Genomic DNA, 23668 nt, shown 5'->3' on the forward strand with positions numbered 1-23668 from the left:
TTAGCAGAACTGGCCTATCCGTTCAACCTGTCAGGAAACATAATTTCTCGAGATTAATCTTCATGGCAATATGCGGTTTTACCGGAATTGAAGGATGAAGGGAGAGTTAACGACCGACAGAATTTCAAAAAATATAATTTAAAATAGTAGGTTAAAACTGCTTGAATTAAAATGCGCGGGTAAAAATGCGCGGGCAAAGAAAATATGCGCTATAACGATCGAATTTTTTATTCAGGCAGAAATCATCATTATACGCCATAGACGGCCACGGCTTAGGTGGCCAAGTTGGTGGACACGGCTTAGACGGCCGATTTGATTGAAGCAGGATGAAAGTAAACCTCAATCACAAAAATAAGCCCATTGGAGAAGTGCCTGACGCTGGCGCGGACGACAGAAAAAATCATCGGGTTCACAGTTTTTTCTGAGCTGTGCGACATGGCGGTGCATCTGCTTCCAACGTTTGATCTGCCGCTCATCTTCGCCTTCGATACGGCGGCCCGAATAATAACGGCAATACCACTGGAACCAGCCGCGAGGGTCATTGTCATAAATCCAGCCTTTAGCCTTCCAATAGGAAAGCGGTTTTCCGGCCAATACACCATAATAATTCATGTCCGCCCGTTTGCCTTCGGGTGATAATTTTGCGTTTTCAAACCAGTTGGAAGGAAACTCGTTTCTGCAATCGGTCATATATTTACCGCCGAAAACGCCCATTTCCAACATTTGCTTAGGGGTTAACTGCGGTTCAAAATCGGCTGAAAAGTTTTTTCCCTCTTCACACACGCGTTCATAGCGATAGCCGTGTTGCATCTTATCGTTAACCTCTACCCATAAAGACATGGAATATTGCCCCATTGTTTGAACGAATAAATGAATAGTTATGTCGGAAGATAAAAAGTCCAGTGTTTGGATAAAAAGAGAATGAACGCGGAATTGTCATTCAGGGTAATTGAGGTTTTCGGTTTTTCAACCGGAACGGACTTCAAGGATTATTCCCCATCGCATGGATGAAGAACGATCCCTCTTCAAACTCAGAATTTAATTCTCAAACCTACTGTGCCGCCAAAACTGTAATTATCGCTGACGTTTTTGAACGCACCGCGTATATTTGTTTCGCCATAGAGTGACCAATTATCATTATTCCAATTATAACTGCCACCCAATCCAAGTCCGGCTTGAAAATCTTCATTTTCATTCCGGAACGAAGTGCCGGAAACATTCACTTTCGTTCCATCGAGAAATTCGTAATAAAGATTACCTATGCCATATAGAAGTGTGCGACGCCGGTCTCCGCTATCGGATATCCACGTTTTATCTCTGCTGAAAGCGATACCGGCACGGCCTTCCAGACTGTCACCATCTTTCAGAGACACTTTTGTATTCAAGCCATCACGAAAACTGTCAAAATCTATCGACGAATAAGAAAGTTGGATTTGCGGTGTTATATCCCATGTTTCTGTCAATTTTAACCGATGACCGGCCTCTGCCGAAAGAGCATAGCCGAAACCGTTTTGGTTTTCAGTATCCGAACGGGTAAAATTCTTGGAATTGAAATCGGTTTCATACCAGGTGGATTGCGATTGTAAATCGACATAGCTGCCATTGAACCCATACCAAGTCGCTGCAGCCCCTATACCATATCCGTTCGCCTCGACTTTGCCATGCCCGTCATCGGAGCGGACAGATGCTTCCGCACGACCGAAATGACCGCTCAAAGATCCAATCATGATCCCGTTGGCATTTTCTACGAGTGCACCATCAATCCCGCTTTGCATGCGCCATAGATCAAGACCGTAATTTTCATCGGTCAGCGAGCGTGAGGGGGTTACTTTGCCTGTGCTCCCTTCCATGCGGCCCCAAAAGCCGTTGTGTTCAATAAGCGTCGAGGCTTGATCGGAAAGATGAACTTCATTCACCGTATTATCGGTTCCATCCGCCCAAAAGCGGTTACCAACTCGTTGCTGCAACGTCGACAAACGATTGAGACTCGTCAGAACTTGTGGATATGCTTCATAAAGCGGGACTGACGGGCCATAATAAGGTTTCGCCTGTTCCGGTCGGTCTGTACCTGTACCACCTTGATTGCTTCCCCCGCCATGCGAGCCGTTGCTGTTGTTACCGCCGTCGCCACTGTTACCACCGGTATTGTTGTTATCGTCGTCGGAATTATTTGAATTATCTTGTCCGCTTCTAAGATACCAATCGTATGCGTATTCGTTGTCGTTATAGGCGTCGTGATCGCGCGCTTTCTTTAGCGGACCACGGGCAAGTGTATAGGCATAGGCAGTATGGGATCCGGCAACAGCCATCACACCGTCGTCGCGCCGGTAGCCACGTCCCCATCCTGAGCCGATGACGAAACTATCGTTGTTTGTAAGAGCGCCATTTCTGGCGTCGACGACTTTTATTCCTTCATATTTTGTAATTGCACTTTTCGTGTTATTGGAGAGATCGTCGATGAACAGGGTCGTCGTACCGGAAACAGTTCCCCCATCAATAACAACCATATCGGAGGGAGCTCCATCGTTTCCAAGACTGCTATTTAGCCGGATAGAGCCATTATCACTATGGTAATTGCCTTTGATGACCAGTTTATCGGTAATGCCGTCGGGTGTTTTGTTCCCCATATCAATGAGACCGTTATTTGTCAGTGCCAAAGTTCCGGCTTTTCGAGTGATATCTGCCTCGCTATAAAGCGTTGGCGCTTCGTCCGTACCGCGATACTTGGTGTGGTCGACGATCAATGTACTTTGCTTGCCGATTTCAAAATCAAGATCGCCGTTTGTAAAAACATTATCTGTCAAAGTTAAACGGGTGCCGTCGGTAAGAGCAATTTTATTCCAATCCGCGCCAAAATTTACGCCGTTGGTTAAATCATCCTGATTGAATGAACCACCGGTTATGGTTGTGGTTTGAAGTGTCAGTTGCTTGTTATTGCCTTGACCGGCCAGTGCATGGCTGAAGTTGCTTGTGTCGACAGGGCCGGAAATCGTTGCATTGTCATTGTCTCCTTCTCCCATATCGAAACCGCCTTCCCAACGTCCACCCGACCAGGTGAGGCTATCCGATCCTTTGCCAGCTTTAAGAAGTCCACGTATGTTTGACGTGCTGTTTGTAAAAACGAAGGTGTCGCCAAGTTCACTTCCCCGTACTGCAACAGAAGTGGCTGATTGGGCAGTTAATTGCCTCGTATTAATGAATGTTGTTCCGGAAGAAGCGTTGGTCGGCCTATTTGCGAGATCAACCAAAAGACCGTTGGCACTCTTCGAGTCAAGGACGCCGTCATTTTGTACTTTGGAAGCTGTACCGGCAAGCCAAGCAGTGCCGCTAGCACCTTCTTTTAACAAAACAGTTGACTGGTTGCTGACTTCGCCGCTGGTATTGGTACGCAAACCAATCGCATGATCGGATGCATTGATTGTATAAGCCTGCCCGATTACGGCATTCGACCGAAGAACCGGATCGGATAGACTTGCATTTCTTAAATCATAACCGACACCGTTGGCGCCAACATTGATTGTGACGTTAGACACTTGCGACACATTATTCTCATCCAGATAATGCGTAACAAGACCAACGGCAGTACGAATACCGGAACCGCTACCCTCGACATTGATTGTAGCCTGTTTAAAAGCGATTTCGGCAGCGAATTCAGGGTCATTTGAAACGATGTTATTTTCTACACCATTACCATTTCCGCCAGCCGAAACAGTTATTTCATCAACGCCGAGAACTATTCCTTTTGCATCCGAATTCAGCAAAACGCCATGGGCACTTCCCGAAACTTTGATCTTACCCTGACTTCCGGTCGCATTTAAAAAAGCATTCTTTTCCAGATAAATACCGGCTTTTCCATCATTTACTGTTATAGTGCTGGCATTTGCAACATTCGCGCGCGTGTCGGTGCCCGAAAGGCCCTCTATATGCAGTCCGACACCGTTCGAGACAGTAATATCACCATGATTTTCCAAACGTCCACCCTCAATGACATGGATGCCGGTGGCATTCTCAGTGTTTGTCATGGTGATAACGCCATAATTGACAAGAAGACCACTATTGCGCGCAATGAATCCTGTTACATTTGGTGAATCGGTGTTGATTTTGGCGTAATTAACCAACTTTGTGTTCAGGTCTACTTCTTCGGTATAGGTCGCATCAATCCGGTGATAACGACCATCAACAATCCCTCCGATGGCACCTTCTCCTGAAAGATAAATCTGGCGTTCTGTGTTACCTTTTTCGCTAATTTCTCCATAAGCTCCGCCATTGATTAATACAGCCGCCGCACCTTTTCCGGTAACTGTGAGCTTCGCGTCCTTGGTAATTATTTGACTTGCCGTATCGGACGCTCTTCCTGCCCCCTCGAGAATGACGCTATTTTCACCGGAAGCTGTTAACTCTTCTCCTTGTCCCAAAAAGCTTGCACCACCGTCAATACGGAAAAGATTTGATGCAGTTGTCGTTACATTCATCGCTTTTGTGCTGTTTACAATTTTACTTTGCGCACCGTAGACATAAAAACCGATCTGTTGTTTGCCGCTTACAAATTGCGGATTGGCATGTTCCGTAACATCCGCTTGGCCGCCATCCTTGACATAGACACCGACCGCGCCGTCGCCTGCCAGTTCTATCGTTCCATCAATTTTGGCGCGAGCATAATACATGTCGTTGGGGCGGCCTTCCACCCAGACGCCGTAATTTCGTATCAATGGGCCGTTCTGGGGCGGGCTGGAAATTTTTATGACGCTGTTATTGGTAAGCGTGGCCAAGGCATCATTGGCGTTAATTGAATTACCGGATGTCGCGAGAACATAGACGCCAACACCGTTATATCCATTAAGTTCGATAAGGCCATTATTGGTAACTTCGTTATCCAAGCCGTTATTAATCGTTTTCATACCGAAGTTACGGGCACTATTTAACTGGGAACCGTTGTTGACAGCACCATTGATGATGATGGTTCCGTTATTTATCAGTTTTAAATTAATCGCTTGTTTGCCGGGATCTGTCGGAACATCGGCAGCCATAGCTGAAGCATTTTGCATTTTTGAACCGATGATGATTTTTCCGTTATTTATAGCTTCAGCTTTGTCATATGCCCTGATACCATAAAATTCGGCATTATTACTATTGCTTGTATCAGCCGTTTCTTCCGGCGTTGTTGTATCATATTCTGCAGCCCGTCCGATATAAATAACTCCGGTTTCGCTGTTCGTAAATTTTGAATAGTTGCTTTCGATGGCGACGCCGACATATCGACCGTTCAGGGGATCATTGTTGACGCCGATGTTTATAATACCATTGTTTGTTCCAGTGCCGACTTTATACAGATAAAAACCGTTACTATAAGCAAAGGGGGTTTCTTCTCCGCGATTGCCTGCTACATTAATGATGCCGTTATTCTCAATAGTTCCACCATAAAACGCTTCGACAGCAGTGCCATAAGAAAATTCCTGACTGTCTTTTGTGGTGTCATGTATACGGGATTCTCTGAAGCCCGAATTGACCACACCGTTATTGGTACCGAAAGTGTGAGCTTTGGAAACTTCATTATCCTTACCGAGGATAATTGTGGAATTTCGTCGTGACGAGACAATGGCACCAGACTCGACCTCCACAATGCTCCCGCCTTCTGCGACGAGTGTACCTGCCATTTCCCCTTGGTCAAACTCGGTATCGATCTGGCCACCCGATTTGACAATTATCTTACCGCCATTACTGGCATACATTGCGCGCGTATTACCTGTGGGCTTAAATATTTCATCACTTTTAGGATAATCGCTTCCCGGACCTTGTATGGCTTTTTCTATGGATTTCGGATTGGCTTTGTTAAAAGCATCGTTATAAGCCTGTTGGGTTTTAAAATCGGGATAATCCTTGCTTTGAAGTGCAGCTATAAGTTCTCTGTTGTAAGCTTTCAAATCATCGATAGAATTAATGGTCCGCATTTCCCCTTTGTAATCGGTAAAACTGTGCGGAAATTCCGGGACATTAATCCGGTTGATAATGTCATCATCCGGGAGGTAATAGGCTCGTGATTCAAACGAATTCTTTGAATGCCATTCTACGACACTGCCGGAACCGTCTGCCCATGTCAAATTCGAGTCTTTCAGAGCAAGATATACGGTCTTATCGTCACCGTACTTGTTGTTTCCCTTGAAATCATCAAAATTTATATCAATGTGACCGCCGTTTTCAGCTTTTCCAAATCCTGAACTTACATATTGCTGGTCTCCGACCGATTCCGTTACCAGAACTTTTTCGTTACCCCAATCGGAAACAGTAAAAGAACTGTCTTGGTACACATTGATCGTATAAGATTGACCGGCGTTATCAGTCAGACGAACAGCTTGCGTTCCACCTAAAACGAATTTGGTCTGGCCTTTAGTGGCGGGATCGTAATTTCCCAGATCGTCAAGTTGACTAATACCGGATTTTCCGTTGTTGATATCCGAAAAATTACCATTGATTTTCAGTGCTTCACCTGATCCGGAAGCAAGAGCAGCGCCCCAATAATTGTCGCTATCTACCGGATTGAAGTTTTCATTCGTTACCGTACAACTATTGTTGGTTGCAATCGTACCGGAAGTCCAGCCGCCTTGCGTTTTACAATAATTTTCAGCATAGACATTGCTTATCAAGCTTCCTGCAAAGATGGCAGAAGAGGCAGCAAGTGTGGAAAGTTTGCGTTTTAATCCCGATTTTGTGGCAAGAAAAATTCGATATCCTAGACCCTGATCGCAAAATTTTTTGTATTGTTTTTTTAACTTCGACATTACCGTCGGCCCCTTTGAATCTTGTGATTTTGCGTTCAAAATCATGGAATTACGGGTTGATCTTTGCAGTAAAACGAAAAATTCCTTCCCCCTATTTTACAAGGTAATTACGGCATAAAGAAGTATTACATTATATATATGTAAACTATTATTAAACAACATACGGTTTAATATCAAAAAACATTTAAATACACATAAATCGTGTGTCATGTTACTTGATAAATATCAATAGGTATTTAAAATCGGCGCGTGATGTCTTTTTGATATCCGGCATAACCGGTTCATCGGGATGATTTATTATTGTACCGGATCGGAAAATTATGATCCGGATTGCCTATTTTGTAGGGTAAAAATATAACTCGAAAAACGCGTAGCAATTTTGAAATTGAACGATGAAATTGTCAGGCATTTATGTGAAATTTCTTAAACGGATAACAACGTCTGCCGAACTGTACTTTTAAAAGAAAAATCAATAAATCCTAAGATTGTAGTTTCAGTTTCCATAATAGCTGTTTGATAAGAATGCTGTTTAACGAGCCGACAGACGGCCTCCTTCAAGAATGATCCATTATAACTTTATTGTTCGAATCATTTCCGGCACACCACAATTAATGCAATTAATAGGTTATTTTCATCGTCAGGATTTTTGTGAACAATGATGTGCTCAAAAATTATAAATAATTATCGAGTTTCCGGCGACTTAAGACTAAATCTTTTTTGTCAAAGAAGAGTATGACCTATCCGCTTTGTGCCGGCGCGGTTTAACATTTTTTGCTGTAAATAATCTCTTACTCGTCGGATTTTTCATTTTTATCTTCAGAATTATATTCCGGCATAGATATTCTTGAAAGGCAACGGAAAATATAGTTATCAGTCACAGCTTGATTGTTACTTCGAAGCCTCGGGAACTTCCTTCGCGTGGAGATGAATATGAGATTTCGATAGGCATCGTCTTAGCTAAAGCCTCGACTATGGATAGTCCCAATCCGGATCCTTCCTTGTGGTTCTCTCCGCGATAAAAACGTTGACTTAGCAATTCGATTTTTGATGGGGAAACAACGGGGCAATCATTGGCTATAACGATTTTATCTTTATTGATCGAAATATCGACAATTGAACCTTCAAAACTATAGTTCAATGCATTTTCTAACAGATTGCGTATGATGACGCCGAATGCATCACCATTAAGGTGTTTTTCGAGAACTGTTACATAATAGGTCGTAACAAGCCGGCCTTTCGTAATATTGGCGCGATTGAAATCCTCTATAACAGCGTCGATAAACGGAATAAGATCAACAGGTTTTTCACTTGTACCAAGTTGGGCGTCCGCGCGGGCAAGTTGCAGAAGCTTTTCGCTTAAACGACGCAAACGCTGCAAAGCATTTTCAACTTCTTTGGCTCGCGGATGATAAAGTGTCGGCGTTTCTTCAATCAAAACTTGCGTATGAGCTAATGCCGCTGCGATAGGCGTTCGTATTTCGTGTGCACTGTTGGAAGTAAACGATCGCTCCGCTTCCAATGCCGCTTTCAGCTTTGCAAGCAGGCTATTGACCGAACCGATAATAGGTTGGAATTCATCCGGCATAGATCGCGATTCAATGGCTTGCATATTGCCGGTGTCTTTTGTTCCTATTGTTTCACTTAATTTTTTGATTGGGCGCAATTGGTTGCGAACAATAAAGCCGATTGCAAGCATGCTGAGCGGAATAATCAGTAAGGCAGGAATAAGCATTGCTGTCATTGCCTCGCGAGCCGCTTCACGCCGCTCTGAAAGCCTGTCGGCAACTTGAATGAGATAATCACCATCCTGACTGACGAGCGAATAAACACGCCATTTTTTTGTTTTGAAAAATCCTGTTGTCAAAGGAACGCCATAAGGATTGGAAGGCGCATCTTCCGAACGCATCACCATTTTTCCGTTGCGGTCAAGTACCTGATAGGTTGTGTATTCTGCCGGTGTGGAGTGATTATCGGTTTTAACCAGAAGGTCGGTATCCTTGTCATTATCGCGAACATCTTGAAGGGCTAATGGAAGAAGCCGTTCTGCGGTCACCTGCAATGTGCCGTCAAAGGATTCGCCATATTCTTCATACATGACAAAAGCGGCCATGAGGCAGGCGATCACCCAAAAAACCAGATTGGCGCATGTGGCTGAAACGATGACACGCCTTGTCAGGCTTTTTTTCTTATGTCTGAAATTCAACATAAGCTATACCCGCGTCCATGATGTGTCTTGATGCGGTCCTTGCCGATTTTTTTGCGTAGACGGCTGATATAAACTTCAACTGTATTGCTTTCGACTTCCGAACCGAACGCATAGATTGTATCTTCAATTTGAGCTTTGGTGACGAGCATATTGGGATGGGTTGCCATATGTTCTATAATGGCCCATTCGCGTGAACTCAATTCGACTTCCTTGTTGTCGATGAAAAGTCTTTTGTTTTCCATGTCCAAAGTCATCGAACCAATTCTTATCTCGGATTTCGAAAGGCCGTTTGTCCGGCGTGCAACAGCGCCAATTCGGGCGGTTAGCTCATAAAGGTCGAACGGTTTTACAATATAATCGTCCGCACCGCTGTTTAATCCTTCAATCCGCTCGCTAATCTGATCATGTGCAGTGAGAATAACAACCGGTGAGCCAAGGTTTTTTGCACGGATATTTTTGAGAAAGTCCAGTCCGCTTCCATCTGGAAGACGCAAGTCCAACAAGATAAAATCATAATGCGTAGTTGCAACGGCGGAATAGGCATCTTCGAGGGTCTCAGCCCAATCGACAGCATTATTCTGGTTGATCAAATGGTCGCGCACAGCACGACCAAGTGATTTGTCATCTTCAATCAGCAATACACGCATTGTTTATTTTTCCATTGCTACCTGACTGGCTTGACAAGATTTGAAAATATCAAGTCGATCATCTTTAAGCGTTGTTTTTACATTCATCATAGTCAGGACGGAAGGAAAAAGATTGTCGTGGGACATTTGTCTAATGTCGGAGTCTCTTTTCACACAGCCGAGATCCAGTTTCATCGTATTGGCAAAGGCTGGTGATATCCACAAAATAAAAGGGATATGCGTTTGTTCTTTAGGCGCTATGGAATAGGGCATTCCATGAAGATATAGGCCGTTTTCGCCTAACGATTCACCGTGATCCGACATGTAAAACATGGCGGAATCGAATTTTCCTGCTTTCTCGTTAAGTGCGTCGATAATCGCACTTAAGAAATAGTCTGTGTAGAGAATGGTATTGTCATAAGCATTGCGGATTTCTTCGGGCTTGCATTCACTGAAAACGGTTTTCCGGCAATCGGGGCGAAAATGCCTGAACGTTTCCGGATAACGCTCGAAATAGGCAGGCCCATGACTGCCCAGTTGGTGGATGAACAATACACTGTCGTGATCGATGTGATCGAGCCATTCTCCCAATTGCTTGAGCATGATGCCATCTTGACATTCGCCGTCAATGCAGAATGACGGGTTTTTCGAACCGTAAAAAGAAACAGTCTTTACGCGGTCGGCAACGCCTTTGCTCCCCGTATTGTTTTCCCACCACTCTACATTTACGCCGGCATTTTGCAAAATATCGGGAAGACTATTTGTTGAAATAGCACGCGCGATCGTAAACTCTTTTCTTGGATAGGGAGAAAACATGCAAGGAAGTGACTGGGCAGTTGCCGTGCCGCATGATGTCGTATGCGAAAAATAGATGATATCCCGTTTTTTTAGTTCCGGATTGGTTTCTTTATCATATCCTTGAAGTGAAAAATCTTCCGCTCGTGCTGTTTCACCGGCGACAACAACCATTACACGCGGGCGATGATTCTGTGGTTCTAAGGGCACGACCTTGGCATCAAGCCCCACCTGTTTAAAAACGTGGGTTTTTTCGTGCTCTCTGCGGACGACATATTTGACTGCATTACCGATCGGTAGAATGGGGTTGACGATACGAACAATTTCATTGTGTTCGCGCAAAGTCGAGATCAGCTGGCGCGATGTGATCAGTGTACAGAAAACGGCAATTAACAGGCAGGGAACAATGACAGAAAGGTTGAAAAGCACTTTTTTCAGAATTGGAAAATGTTTGACCTTAACCCATAATATCAGTAGGCACGGGAGAACACCGGTCAGGAAAAGATGGGAAAAGAACATTGGCGAAAGCAGGTTGGAAGCTTCGGCCGGGGTGGTTTCTATAGCATTGGCAATCATATCGCGGTCGATTATTGTTCCGAATTCATCGGTGAACCAGCTTGCGACACTTCCCGCAAGAATAAAGATTATGAATACCGGCTTGATAAGATATTTAACCGAAACTGTGACTGTCAAAGCAATGAAGAGACAGGCGACACCAACAGCAATTGCTGTGATCGGTGCAAAATCATAGTTAAAGGCCTGAAAAACATGTTGCCAGAAGGTCCGGTTGAACACCACAAGCATATAAAGTGCAACGATGATTGACAATGTCACGCTACTGATTGCGGGGCGATATTTCATAATCGGGCGAAACATAGTTTACCTCACAACATTAGCGGAGTAGTGACGGGATAACGACATTCTGATAGAAAATGGTTTGACGTATTCGGCAGGAAATTTTTCGCATTTCGCGTTGACATCGGGCCATTTTTCCAATTTTCCCATTTCACTTCTTGCGTTTGATAGATCATCTTGGAAAGCCGGAAGCTTTTTCAAGCGATTGATGAGTTTTTCGGAATAATCTTCATCGACTTCGACAGCGCTGACGCTGTGAACGCCGCAAATCACCCGGCTTTCAGCAAAACTTCGTGCATGTGCAAAGATTGCCGCGCGACGTTCGGGAAAAAATTCAACAAGTAAACGTGCCAAGGTCCAACCTTCCATGGCATGACCGGACGGATAATCATATCCCGCCGACGTCTTACAAGAAGCACCACCATAAGCGATATAAGGACGAGGGATTTTGAATTCTTTCTTGGATTTTCGTGTTAATCTCTCTGCGTCATCATTAATTTTTGTAAAGAGCTTAACGAAATTCGGCATATTTTTCGGCTCTAACCGATATCCCGTTGCACACCCGAAACTTTGAATAAGCTCCGTTTGTGTCGCGTTAGCGTCGTTTATAGCCTGTTTCCAACGCGCACTGTCTTTATACGTACGGGTCTTTAAAAAAACTTTTTCGTCACGTTGTTGTTCAGCGCTACCAACTGGGGGCGGGGTAATGTTGAGCACCATGCGTTGTTCGCCATAACGGTTAAGGTAACCGCCGCCACCCATATAATAACCGCTACAAAACAATGTTGCACAACCAAGAACAGCAATAGTGAGTTTTTTAGTTTTGCGCATTCGTGGAATCCTCGTTTGATCCCTCATCTAAATGCCAAAACTGACAGTATCCTGAACGGAAGAAATAAACTTTGAATTGATATCTAACGAAATCGGTAGCGGATTTTTGAAGCAATGCTTGGTGGTTATGCTAAAAATGCCCGCGTTTACGGCGAAAACGGCTTGAAAAGAAGCAATTTCTTTTTTGTGACCTGTTTTTTAAATTTGACAATACAAAGAGAAAGTTGCGTGTAATTTTTCACCAAAATTGCTTGTTCCTAATTCATGAAGCACCCGGTAAGAAGCCTTTTTCTTTAGAAATGGATTTCATAAATCCCGAAAACTTCATAGAGAACAATTGCCAAAAAGGACATCATTTATGAGTTAAGCCACATTAACTTGTTAGCATTAAATAATTATCGGCTTTCTTTCTTGAATATTTATAGTGATTTCACTAACACATTCGGGTTGTTGCGGCGGAGAGATAGATAATGCAGAACAGTTCGTTAAAACAAGGTCTGAACAAGCGGCACGTTTTTTTTATAGCCCTCGGTTCTGCAATCGGTACGGGATTATTTTATGGCTCGGCCGGAGCTATCAAAGTTGCCGGTCCCAGTGTTCTTCTCGCTTACTGCATTTCAGGCGTTATGGCGTTTATGGTCATGCGTGCATTGGGCGAAATGGTGCTTCATAATCCCCTTCCCGGTTCGTTCGGCCGCTATGCCTCCAATTATATGAGTCCATTTTCCGGTTTTCTTACCGGCTGGACCTATGTTTTTGAAATGGTGCTCGTTTGTCTTGCCGACATTACCGCTTTTGCAACTTATATGGCGTTCTGGTTTCCTGAAGTTTCGCCATGGTTATGGACGCTTGGCATTACGCTCGTCATAACAGGACTGAATCTCACTGCTGTAAAAATTTATGGCGAAATGGAATTCTGGCTTTCGGTGGTAAAAATTTCGGCGATCATTGCCATGATTATCGCCGGTTTCGGCATCATGTTATTCGGCTTCGGAACAGCAACACATGAAGCAACCGGCATTCATAACCTTTGGAGCAATGGCGGTTTCATGCCGAATGGCTGGGGAGGCTTCATTGCTTCTTTCAGTGTGGTTGTTTTCGCTTTTGGAGGAATTGAAATTATCGGCCTTATGGCGGTCGAGGTTAAAGACGCCGATCGTAATATTCCAAAGGCAATCAATGCCATTCCGTTCCGGATATTGTTTTTCTATGTCGCAACTCTTGCTATTTTGATGTCGCTTTATCCTTGGAATAAAATCGGCCTTGAGGGGAGCCCGTTTGTTACAATTTTTGAAAGTCTCGGCATTAAATATGCAGCCAATATTCTCAATATTGTTGTGATCACGGCGGCAATTTCTGCAATCAACAGTGACTTATATGGGGCAGGCCGCATGTTGCATGGCCTTGCCGAAGATGGTCATGCTCCTAAAAAACTTAATTTTGTTTCCAAAAACGGAATTCCGGTTTTGTCTGTTCTGGCAATGTTTTGCGTTCTCGTCATCGGTGTGGCGCTTAATTATTTTATCCATGACAAGCTGTTTTTCCTGATTGCAGCTATGGCAACATTTGCTACCGTCTTTGTCTGGCTGATGATTTTGCTTTCACAAGTTTGCATGCGCCTTAGAATGTCAAAAGCCGAACAGAAGAACTTGCGTTATCAAATTCCGTTCTGGCCGGTTGGTCCGCTTGTTGCGATCCTTTTCATGATTTTTATCATTGTACTTCTGGGATTTTTTGAAGACACAGCGCCTGCACTCGTCGTCGGTATCATATGGATCGTTTTAATGTTTGTCTGCTATTTCATTATGAAGCGGACAGGCAATGAAGCAGGGCATGCCAAATTAAAATAACCCTTGAAATGGAAGCAAGCGATTATCAGACATGAAGCGGCCTTGCACTTTGCGACGAGGCAAATCCAAAAATTTGACGATATGAAAATATAGGCTGTTCACGCACTGTTTATCATATTTTCATTTTTTTAAGATTTACCGCAAAACTCTAAATTGGCTGAAGCCTTGTCGATGGAATGATTAAATCCTTCTCGTAAATCATCGCAAGGCTCGCTTTTATTCTGTTTTGGAAGTGTTCCATTGCAAAACAATATGTTGGTGACTTGCAATGTGATGAAAAAACGCACTTTGAAATAGGGCAGGTATAGAAAAGGGCAGGGTCTGAGCACTTATCCGAAGATAAGAATTACTCGAAAGTACAAAAACAGACATAAGCACTATAGCAAAAGGTTTTAGATCAAAACCGCTAGTAGATGTCCGGTACTCTAACGGGTGCTACAATGCGATATTATTCGTTTCAGCATATTTCATGAGCCAGTGCCGCAACGTTACGGTTGTGGTTTTATCAAGTTCGGCAAGCATCGCTTTTTGCAAATCACCGATATCAAGTCTGAGCAACATGGCCTTGATGGGCCCGATAGCTGAGGGTGTCATGGAAATGCGGGTAAAGCCAAGGCCCAAAAGTGCCAATGCCAGTAATGGTTTACCGGCCATTTCGCCACACAAGGTCACCGGTGTGTTATTGCGTTCACCGGCTTCGATGATTTTGCGTAATGCACGCAGGAACGGTGTCGAGAGCTGGTCAAACCGATAAGCAATTTCAGAATTGCCACGGTCGATCGCCATCATGAACTGAAACAGATCATTAGAGCCAACAGAAACGAAGTCTACAACTTGCATAAGTTCGTCAAGCTGGAACAAGAGAGCCGGTACTTCGACCATTGCTCCCAATTTCAACCGCGTTGGCATAACGTAACCGAAACGCGTAAGATAGGCCACCTCGCGGTCGATAAGCTTGCGCGTGTGGTGTATTTCACCGACCTCTGTCACCATTGGCAGCATGACGCGCAATTCCCGCCCGCCGGATGCTTTGAGGAGCGCGCGCAATTGCGTTCTCATCAATGCCGGTTTGTCGAGCGTAAGGCGGATGGCGCGCCAGCCAAGGGCAGGGTTTTCCTCTTTGCCCTTGCTGCGGAAATAGGGCAATACCTTGTCACCACCGATATCCAACGTCCGGAAAGTGACAGGCTTGTCACCGATTTCCTTATAGACATTGCGATAAAGTTTTTCCTGTTCATGGGCGCGAGGAAATGTCGAGGCAATCATAAACTGCAATTCAGTGCGAAAAAGGCCGATGCCTTCTGCGCCCGATTCATCAAGTTGCGGTAGATCGACAAGAAGACCCGCATTGATAAGCAAGGTAATGTGGCGGCCATCTTTGGTATTGGCCGGGACATCCCGCAAATCGCGGTAGAGTTTTTGTTTACGAGCGCGAAATCTGGCTTTTTCAACGAAAGCACTTTCAACATCCGGTACAGGGCGCAGATAAACCTTGCCGTCATCGCCATCAATGATCAGCGGATCCCCGTTTTCGGATAAGGATACCGCACCTTTCACCTGTCCCACAACAGGTATAGACATAGCGCGCGCCACAATAGCAACATGGCTTGTCGATGCCCCATCTTCCAAGACGAGACCGCGGACCCGTTCGCGCGGATAGTCCAACAATTCGGCTGCTCCCATAGAGCGAGCCACAATAATTGAATCGGTGGGCAAATCGGCATTGATGGTTTCGCGCGTGCGCCCCATTAGCTGGTAAAGCAAGCGATTGGCAAGATCGTCAAAATCCGAAAGCCGCTCGCGTAAGTAGGGATCCGTCAAGTGGACCATACGTGCGCGCGTATCACTTTGTACTTTTTCAACAGCAGCCTCGGCCGTCAAACCATTTTTGATAGCCTCTTCAAGCCTTCTTATCCAACCGCGATCATTGGCGAACATACGATAGGTTTCAAGAATTTCACGGTGTTCGCCTTCGCTTGCAACATCGCTTCTCGAAAGCATGTCGTCGATTGAAAGACGTAACGAGTTGATTGCTCTCGTGAGCTTCTCTATCTCGGCACCGCTATTTTCATTGAAAAGATTGGTCACAACAAGGCGCGGTTCATGAAGAACAATATGGCCAAGGCCGATGCCTTCGTTGAGTGATTGGCCAACAAGTGTAAACGGGCGACGCATATCAACATCAACATTGGGGCGGGTAAGTCGCGGCAGATCACCTGCTGCAACCATTTCCGCAAGAACCATGGCAACCGTCTCGAGTGCTTCGACTTCCTCGTCGCTATAACCCCGTTTGTTGCGGTTCTGGACAACAAGAACACCCAGAGTGCGACCGGCGCGTAAGATTGGAACACCAAGGAATGAAGAATATATCTCTTCACCTGTTTCGGGAAGATAGGTGAAGGCAGGATGTTTTCTGGCATCAGTCAGATTGAGCGGGCGGGCCGTGGCAGCGATCGTTCCGACCAGACCTTGCCCCAACCGTAACTCGGACAAGTGCACAGCTTCCGGATTAAGACCTTCAGTGGCATAAAGTTCCAACATATTGTCGGAACGCAAAACATAAAAGGAGCAGACTTCCGCATCCATATTGCGAGCAATCTCGCGGACGATGAGGTCAAGTCGTTCTTGTGAGTCCATGGCGCGCGCCATAAACTCGCGTAGTCGCTTCAGAATAACTTTGGGGCCTACATGGGTCTCCCGCATAATTTATCATATCTCCCATTATGATAGTTAAGTCTCATGCTCATGCTTTTAAAAGGTCAACCCGCTTTTCATTATTCCCGAGATAAAACCGGATGTTTATACCTTAACCTTTATCCAAGCCGTAGACGGTATGTAGTGTTCTTACAGCCAATTCGGTATAGGCATTATCGATCAAAATTGAAATCTTGATTTCAGAAGTTGTGATCGCACGGATATTAATGCCTTTTTCTGCAAGCGCTTTGAAAGCAGTGGCTGCAACGCCTGCATGGCTACGCATCCCTATGCCGATGATCGAAACTTTCGCGAGGTCTGTTTCCGACTGGATAACATCAAAGCCGATTTCTTTTTTATTGGCTTCAAGCGTTGCTACGGCTTTTTCTATATCGGTCGCCGGAACAGTGAATGTCATGTCGGTTTTGGAACCATCTTCCGAAATATTCTGCACGATCATATCGACATTGACATGCTCTTCCGCGAGCGGGCCGAATATTGCTGCAGAAATTCCCGGTCGGTCGGCCAAACGGCGTAAAGAAATTTGTGCCTCTTCTTTGGCAAAAGCAATGCCTGTGACAACTTGTTGTTCCACGATTTCATCCTCGTCGCAAATGAGTGTTCCGGGTGGATTGATAGGGTCGCCCATGCCCGGAGCATCGGGATCCTCGAAACTTGAACGCACAAATGTGCGTACCTTGTGAACCATAGCAAGTTCTACAGAACGCACCTGCAAAACTTTTGCACCAAGGGAAGCCATCTCCAGCATTTCCTCGAATGCCACTTTCGGCAGACGACGTGCCTTGGGGTCAATTCGCGGGTCTGTTGTGTAAACGCCGTCAACATCGGTATAAATATCGCACCTGTCAGCTTTGACTGCTGCAGCAACGGCAACGGCACTGGTATCGGAACCGCCGCGGCCAAGTGTCGTAATACGTTTATCCGGTCCAATGCCTTGAAAACCCGCAATAACGGCAACCTGCCCGTCCTTAAAACGCTGGATTAATTGAGAACCGTCGATTTTTGTAATGCGCGCAGCACCGTGCGCATTGTCTGTCTCGATCGGAATTTGCCAACCGAGCCACGAGCGCGCATTGATTCCCATGGATTGCAGGGTGATGGCTAAAAGTCCGGCTGTTACCTGTTCACCCGAAGCAACGACCACATCATATTCCCGTGCATCATGCATTGGCGAAGCTTCACGTGTCCAGCCTACGAGCTCGTTTGTTTTACCGGCCATTGCCGAAACCACGACAGCAACTTCATTGCCGGCATCAACTTCACGTTTGACATGGCGCGCAACATTTTTGATACGCTCGATATTGGCGACTGAAGTCCCACCGAATTTCATTACTATGCGCGCCATTTAAACAACTCTCGCCTCTAAATTTTGAAATTGTTCTGAAGCCAAGCATTGCGCGCTTGGCGGCTATGCTGACATAGCCAATATTGAGAATTTAAGCAAGACTGACATATTTACTTGTTTGTCTCTTGACTTTGCCCCATTTAAGACAGAACTGATAAACGTAATCTTTTAGGAGAGACCCCATGGCAGAAGCCCACCGTACTACGATAGATCAGGCCGAAGTTGACCATTTCTCGCGTATTGCAGCTGAATGGTGGAATCCACGGGGAAAATTCCGTCCGCTTCATAAATTCAATCCGGCGCGTCTTTCCTATATCAAGGAAAAGGTTTGTGAAGCTTTTGACCGTGATCCCAACGATGCAGAACCGTTCAAGGGAATACGTTTTCTTGATATCGGCTGCGGGGGCGGGCTGTTATGCGAGCCGATGGCGCGTTTGGGGGCTGAGGTTGTGGGGGCCGATGCATCGACGACGAATATCGAAGTTGCAAAAATCCATGCGACTCAGTCCGGTTTGACTATCGATTACCGTGCAACGACTGCCGAAGAGCTCGCAAAAGCCGGTGAAAAATTCGATGTCGTTTTGAATATGGAAGTGGTTGAACATGTGTCTGATGTCGACCTTTTCATGTCGGAAAGTGCAAAAATGGTCAAACCGCAAGGATTGATGTTTGTTGCAACACTCAACCGCACTTTGAAGTGTTGGGGGCTTGCGATTATCGGAGCCGAGTATGTGTTGCGGTGGTTACCTAAAGGAACACACGATTATAACAAGTTTCTGACCCCTGATGAAATTACAGAAAAATTGAATACAGCCGGTCTCACAGTGATAGACAAACTGGGCATCACCTATAATCCGCTTAAAGATAGCTGGAACAGATCCAAAAACATGGATGTCAACTATATGCTGCTTGCCCGCCGCTTAAAATAAAGGGCTGTTTTTAAAAAGTTAACAGTGTTAGATAATATATTTCCGGAAGATCAATTTTCATCTTCCGGCAATGTTGCAAGCGGCATGACAGGAATACCGTCATCAACGAGTGAAGAGACCTCTTCTGAACTGGCCTCGCCATAGATGGGGCGTTCTTTCACTTCCTTGAAATGAATGCGTCTTGCTTCTTCGGCAAAACGGTCACCGACATATTCCGCATTCTTGCGGACTTTTCGGGTGATTTTGCGCATTTCCTCAAGCATCTTTTTCTGCTCGCCCGTCATTCCCGTTGCTACTTTTTCCTGCTCTCTTGAAGTCGCAACAGCCGGCGCCATCAATGTTTTTTCAATCAATGTTGAATCGCAGACAGGACAGCGGATAAGTTTGGATTTTTTTTGTTCCAAAAAATCATCATTATTTCGGAACCAGCCGTCGAACTCATGAGCCTTGTCACAATGAAGCGAAAAACGGATCATTGGTTGTTCCCGAAAAGCAGTGTGTCGAGCCTACCGCTGTGATCAAGCTCGTAAAGATCATCGCAACCGCCGATATGGTTTTCACCAATAAAAATTTGCGGAAATGTATTGCGACCATGTGCACGTTTCACCATTTCTGCGCGTCTTTCACCAGATCCATCAATTTCTTCAAACTGAACGCCTTTCGATTGCAACAATTCCATGGCACTTTCGCAATAAGGGCAGTGAGGACGGGTGTAAATCGTTACATGCGGCATTTCTTTCTCCATTCTCGCTATATAAGTGTCTTTCATTTTTTCCTCAAGAGGATGGATCTTCATACAACTCCGGCAACACGCGTGAAAAAGTCAGCACATCAACGCTTTTTGCTCCCCCTCTCAGGAGCGCCTTAGTTGCCGATCGGACGGTTGAACCGGTTGTAAAAACATCATCGACAAGCAGAATATGCTTGTCTTTAATTTTTAACTTTTCCCTCTCGGGGACGATAAAAGCCCCTATCATATTTCGCTGTCGGGCTTTTTTTAGTAGTCCCACTTGCTGGCGGGTATTTTTTTGTCGCTTGAGAACAAAAGGCTGCAAAGGTTTTCCTGTCCTTTTGGCAATATTGCGGGAAAGTTCGGTTGCCTGATTGTAAGTGCGTTTTAAAAACCTGCGGTAATGGAGGGGGATCGGCACAATCATGTCGGCACTCTCGATCAGCTCTTTTCCGGCAATGGTCATCCATTCGGCCATGAATGGCGCAAGTTCGGTGCGGTCGCCATATTTAAGTCGTGTTACGAGACTTCGGGCAAGGCCAAAGTGAGCGACAACCGAACGCGCCCGGGCAAACGGAGGTGGAAATTGTATAGCTTCCCCGCTTAGAAAACCGTCTCCTGGATCATAAGTGAAAGGCGTTCCCATAACAGGGCAATAGGGCTTGGTTATGAAATGTAATTGTTTCCAGCATTCAGGACATATCGTGCCGGTTTTTTCAACAAAAACACCACATCCGGGACATGTCGGTGGAAACAGCAGATTCATGACATGTTCGCCGATTTTTAGAAAAGTTCTCTTGTCAGGATAATGTGACTTCGACAATCTTTTCACCCCTACCGATACAACTGATGGGAAAACAGAATTTTCACAGATATTGTTAAAGTCAACGGAATAGATTTAATCTTTCAATGGCAAAGAATATGCTGTAGCTTTTTAAGCTTAAACGGTTACGGTTAAAATACAATATGTTGATTGGTGACAATTTATAGCGAATGATGACAGATTCCCGGATTTTTGATCAGAATAGAATTGAGAAATTTCGAAGCCGTGCTTTTACCCGTTATGGTAAAAAGGGTGATTTTTTACTTAATCGTTTGTGTGAAGAATTGCAGGAACGGTTGCTCACGGTCGACCGGAAATTTTCTCATGCGGTTGACCTTTTCGGTCATACCGGAGCGGGAACGGAAGCGCTTGTCAACACCGGAAAAGTTGCCGTTGTCGATAGTGTCGAGAGTGACAGGCGCTATACAAGCGGTAATCATGCGTTTTTGCAGCGTGGACGCGAATTGATGGATTTACCGACCGGCTCTTATGACCTTGCTATTTCACTCATGTCCTTAAGCGTTACCAATGATGTCCCCGGAGTGCTAAACCAGATTCGCAAAAGTTTGAAACCTGATGGTCTTTTTCTCGGCGTCATGGCTGGAACGGGCACTCTTGGAGAGTTGCGGGAAAGTTTGATTGAAGCAGAAACCGAACTTTATGGCGGAGTGAGCCCCAGAGTCTACCCGTTCACTGATATTCGTGATGCCGGTAGTTTGCTGCAAAGAGCGGGGTTTGCTATGCCGGTAAGCGATGTCGAGAACTTGACTGTTCGCTATGACACGATTTTCCAACTCATTGATGACCTGCGCGCTATGGGAATGCAAAACGGGCTTACCGGAAGGTCTCGTCGCCCTGTAAGCAGAAGGTTTTTTGAGCGTGCTGCGGAAATTTATGCAAAACGGTTTAGCGATCCGGACGGGCGCATCCGCGCGAGTTTCTCTTTCATCTGGCTCTCCGGTTGGGCACCGGATAAAAGCCAGCAAAAACCGGCCCGCCCGGGAACTGCAACAATATCTCTCGCTGATGTTTTAGGCGATAAATCGACCCATTAGTGCAAAATGCTGTATTGATAAACCGGGTTCATGAAGAGGGAGTTGGTATTCTTCCAAGCCTCTCCGGACGAGGTCAATGTGTCAATAAGGCACTATCAATCAAAACCGTCATTTAATTATGAAAAGATTTTATGAGTAGGTTGTTTGTAATGGATATCGGAACAGTCATATTCGACCAAAAATATTTTTGAAAACCTACGACATTTGTGCACAGGCACACAATGTTTTTTGGCGTTTTTGATGAGAATGATTAAATCTGAAAAATAGTCGAGCTTTATAGAGCTGCAACAATTGGTTTTAGTCAGTTTTTTAGAAAATGACAAATGGCCAACAACGTCGGATAAGCGCGAAATGGGATGAAAAGTTTTTTATGAGAATTTATATCTTTGAGCCAGTGTGTATTCATTATCGAAAGACATGCATTTTCTATTTTTCGGATTTTTTAAATAATGCGCTTAGTCGTCGATGATCGAGTGAGTTTTATTGAGCAATTGCAAGCTGATAAAAACACTATTTTTTAATACCCAAAAACGCGAGTTTCCGCGTGGAAAGGCCGATGCGGTTGTTCAACCGACCGTGTTGTTATTCACCAACGAAAGAGGCTGGAAACACCAAAATATGGTGTTCAATTTCATTCGTGTTATGCCTTTCTCGTGTTCAAGTATTGGTCAATTCCTTATCATTATCCGAGTCAAAAATCGATTTATCGGTTTCGCGTAAAATTTGGCTTGTAATCGTTGCGGCAGTCATTGCGCCGTTCACATTCAAAGCTGTGCGCCCCATGTCGATTAACGGTTCAATTGATATCAGCAATGCAACAAGTGTGACAGGCAGTCCCATTGTGGGGAGAACAATCAAGGCAGCAAATGTTGCACCGCCACCGACACCTGCAACACCGATCGAGCTTAATGTTACAATGCCGACGAGTGTCGCGATCCAGACCGGATCTAGCGGATTGATGCCAACGGTGGGGGCTACCATGGTGGCAAGCATTGCCGGATAAAGGCCGGCGCAACCATTTTGACCGATTGTCGCGCCGAAGGAGGCGGCAAATCCTGCAATCGACTGCGGAACGCCGATGCGTTCGGTCAAAGCTTCGATATTCAAAGGAATACTGGCAGCACTTGAGCGGCTGGTAAAAGCAAATGTCAGAACCGGCATAACTTTTGAAAAGAAACGGATGGGGTTAATGCCCGAAATTCCAAGCAGAAGCCCGTGAATGCAAAACATGATTGCAAGCCCGAGATAGGATGCGACGATAAACGCCAATAATTTCAGAATATCTGCTGCATTGGAAGTTGCCGCAACTTTTGTCATAAGAGCAAAAACACCGTAAGGGGTAAGCAGGATAACAATACGGACCAATTTCATGACCCAGGCTTGTAATGTATCAATCGCAGAAATGACGCCGTTTCCTTTTTCCGGATTGTCTTTCATCAAGCGTATGGCTGCAGCACCAAGAAATGCCGCGAAAATAACGACACTTATAATAGAAGTAGGATTGGCACCGGTGAGATCGGCAAACGGATTTTTCGGTACGAAAGAAAGTATGAGCTGCGGAACACTCATGTCAGCAACTTTGGACATGTAATTGGTTTGAATAGCGCTCAGTCGGGCACTTTCGGCGCTGCCCTGAACAAGACCTTCGGCCGATAAGCCAAAGAGATTGACCATCATCACACCAACAAAAGCTGCAATTAACGTAGTAAACAACAAAATGCCTATTGTGATAGTGCTGATTTTGCCGAGCGACGAAGCCGAATGAAGACGTGCAACTGCCGAAAGGATGGATGCGAATACCAGCGGCATAACGATCATCTGTAACAGCAGAACATAGCCGTTGCCGACGATATTGAACCATTCGATCGATTTTTTCAGTTGCAGATTTTCCAAGCCGTAAATGGACTGCAATATAACCCCGAAGATGATGCCAATCACAAGTCCGATCAGAACACGGCGGGAGAGGCTCCATCCGGTTCTGGACGTTTTAGCGATTGCGACGAGTAGCAGAATGAATATGACGAGATTGGCAATAAATCCGATGATCATTAAAAGCTGTCCTATGGCCGGGTATAAAAACAACCCATTGCATCAATGTACCCCAATCATGTGATATAGGGGACAGCACCTAT

At 45.1% G+C, this 23668-nt stretch carries 15 protein-coding genes; 3 read left to right on the forward strand and 12 right to left on the reverse strand.

The window, feature by feature from the left end:
- Positions 1-339: 339 nt before the first annotated feature.
- From H3V14_RS06355 to H3V14_RS06380, 6 genes are all read right to left on the reverse strand, one after another.
- Positions 340-840: a hypothetical protein gene (locus H3V14_RS06355; RefSeq protein WP_198213418.1), complete on the reverse strand. Its 501-nt coding sequence runs from the start codon at positions 838-840 to the stop codon at positions 340-342.
- Between the two features lie 191 nt (positions 841-1031).
- Entirely contained in the window at positions 1032-6776 is a 5745-nt protein-coding gene (locus H3V14_RS06360) for an autotransporter outer membrane beta-barrel domain-containing protein (protein ID WP_198227394.1), read from the reverse strand.
- 874 nt (positions 6777-7650) lie between these two features.
- Positions 7651-8982, reverse strand: a complete 1332-nt coding sequence (locus tag H3V14_RS06365) for an ATP-binding protein (protein WP_198227396.1) — start codon at positions 8980-8982, stop codon at positions 7651-7653.
- Positions 8976-9629 carry a response regulator transcription factor gene (locus tag H3V14_RS06370; protein ID WP_075870221.1) on the reverse strand — a complete coding sequence of 218 codons (654 nt, stop codon included), beginning with the start codon at positions 9627-9629 and terminating at the stop codon, positions 8976-8978. Before H3V14_RS06370 ends, H3V14_RS06365 begins: the two co-directional genes overlap by 7 nt.
- A 3-nt stretch (positions 9630-9632) precedes the next feature.
- Positions 9633-11279: a phosphoethanolamine transferase gene (locus H3V14_RS06375; RefSeq protein WP_198227398.1), complete on the reverse strand. Its 1647-nt coding sequence runs from the start codon at positions 11277-11279 to the stop codon at positions 9633-9635.
- 3 nt (positions 11280-11282) lie between these two features.
- The gene (locus H3V14_RS06380; protein ID WP_198227400.1) at positions 11283-12089 is read right to left on the reverse strand and encodes a phosphatase PAP2 family protein; all 807 of its coding nucleotides are present in this window, start codon (positions 12087-12089) and stop codon (positions 11283-11285) included.
- Between the two features lie 470 nt (positions 12090-12559).
- On the opposite strand from H3V14_RS06380, the gene H3V14_RS06385 reads away from it, so the two are divergent.
- The gene (locus tag H3V14_RS06385; protein ID WP_198227402.1) at positions 12560-13939 is read left to right on the forward strand and encodes an amino acid permease; all 1380 of its coding nucleotides are present in this window, start codon (positions 12560-12562) and stop codon (positions 13937-13939) included.
- Between the two features lie 435 nt (positions 13940-14374).
- Here the strand turns inward: H3V14_RS06385 and ptsP are convergent, their stop codons facing one another.
- Together ptsP and H3V14_RS06395 are read right to left on the reverse strand one after the other, a co-directional pair.
- Positions 14375-16642, reverse strand: coding sequence for a phosphoenolpyruvate--protein phosphotransferase (ptsP, locus tag H3V14_RS06390; protein WP_198227404.1), 2268 nt, complete (start codon positions 16640-16642; stop codon positions 14375-14377).
- 103 nt (positions 16643-16745) lie between these two features.
- Positions 16746-17999 carry an aspartate kinase gene (locus H3V14_RS06395; RefSeq protein WP_075916079.1) on the reverse strand — a complete coding sequence of 418 codons (1254 nt, stop codon included), beginning with the start codon at positions 17997-17999 and terminating at the stop codon, positions 16746-16748.
- Between the two features lie 182 nt (positions 18000-18181).
- Between H3V14_RS06395 and ubiG the strand changes: the two genes are divergently transcribed.
- Positions 18182-18928 carry a bifunctional 2-polyprenyl-6-hydroxyphenol methylase/3-demethylubiquinol 3-O-methyltransferase UbiG gene (ubiG, locus tag H3V14_RS06400; RefSeq protein ID WP_198227406.1) on the forward strand — a complete coding sequence of 249 codons (747 nt, stop codon included), beginning with the start codon at positions 18182-18184 and terminating at the stop codon, positions 18926-18928.
- Positions 18929-18978: 50 nt separating this feature from the next.
- Here ubiG and H3V14_RS06405 read toward each other — a convergent pair whose 3' ends face one another.
- The 3 genes from H3V14_RS06405 to H3V14_RS06415 are packed head-to-tail and all read right to left on the reverse strand — an operon-like array spanning position 18979 to position 20424.
- A complete protein-coding gene (locus tag H3V14_RS06405) occupies positions 18979-19404 on the reverse strand; it encodes a DUF1178 family protein (RefSeq protein WP_198227408.1) in 426 nt (141 codons plus the stop codon).
- Entirely contained in the window at positions 19401-19661 is a 261-nt protein-coding gene (grxC, locus tag H3V14_RS06410; RefSeq protein WP_198227834.1) for a glutaredoxin 3, read from the reverse strand. Before grxC ends, H3V14_RS06405 begins: the two co-directional genes overlap by 4 nt.
- 43 nt (positions 19662-19704) lie before the next feature.
- Complete coding sequence (locus tag H3V14_RS06415) at positions 19705-20424, reverse strand: ComF family protein (protein ID WP_198227836.1); 720 nt, start codon at positions 20422-20424, stop codon at positions 19705-19707.
- A 230-nt stretch (positions 20425-20654) separates the two neighbouring features.
- Here H3V14_RS06415 and H3V14_RS06420 point away from each other — a divergent pair, with 230 nt between their 5' ends.
- A complete protein-coding gene (locus tag H3V14_RS06420) occupies positions 20655-21536 on the forward strand; it encodes a methyltransferase domain-containing protein (protein WP_198227838.1) in 882 nt (293 codons plus the stop codon).
- A gap of 657 nt (positions 21537-22193) precedes the next feature.
- On the opposite strand, the gene H3V14_RS06425 is transcribed toward H3V14_RS06420, so the two are convergent.
- The gene (locus H3V14_RS06425) at positions 22194-23585 is read right to left on the reverse strand and encodes an L-cystine transporter (RefSeq protein ID WP_198227410.1); all 1392 of its coding nucleotides are present in this window, start codon (positions 23583-23585) and stop codon (positions 22194-22196) included.
- Positions 23586-23668: the final 83 nt, after the last annotated feature.

The sequence above is a fragment of the Bartonella sp. W8151 genome (assembly GCF_016100385.1).
GTDB classification, from domain to species: domain Bacteria; phylum Pseudomonadota; class Alphaproteobacteria; order Rhizobiales; family Rhizobiaceae; genus Bartonella; species Bartonella apis.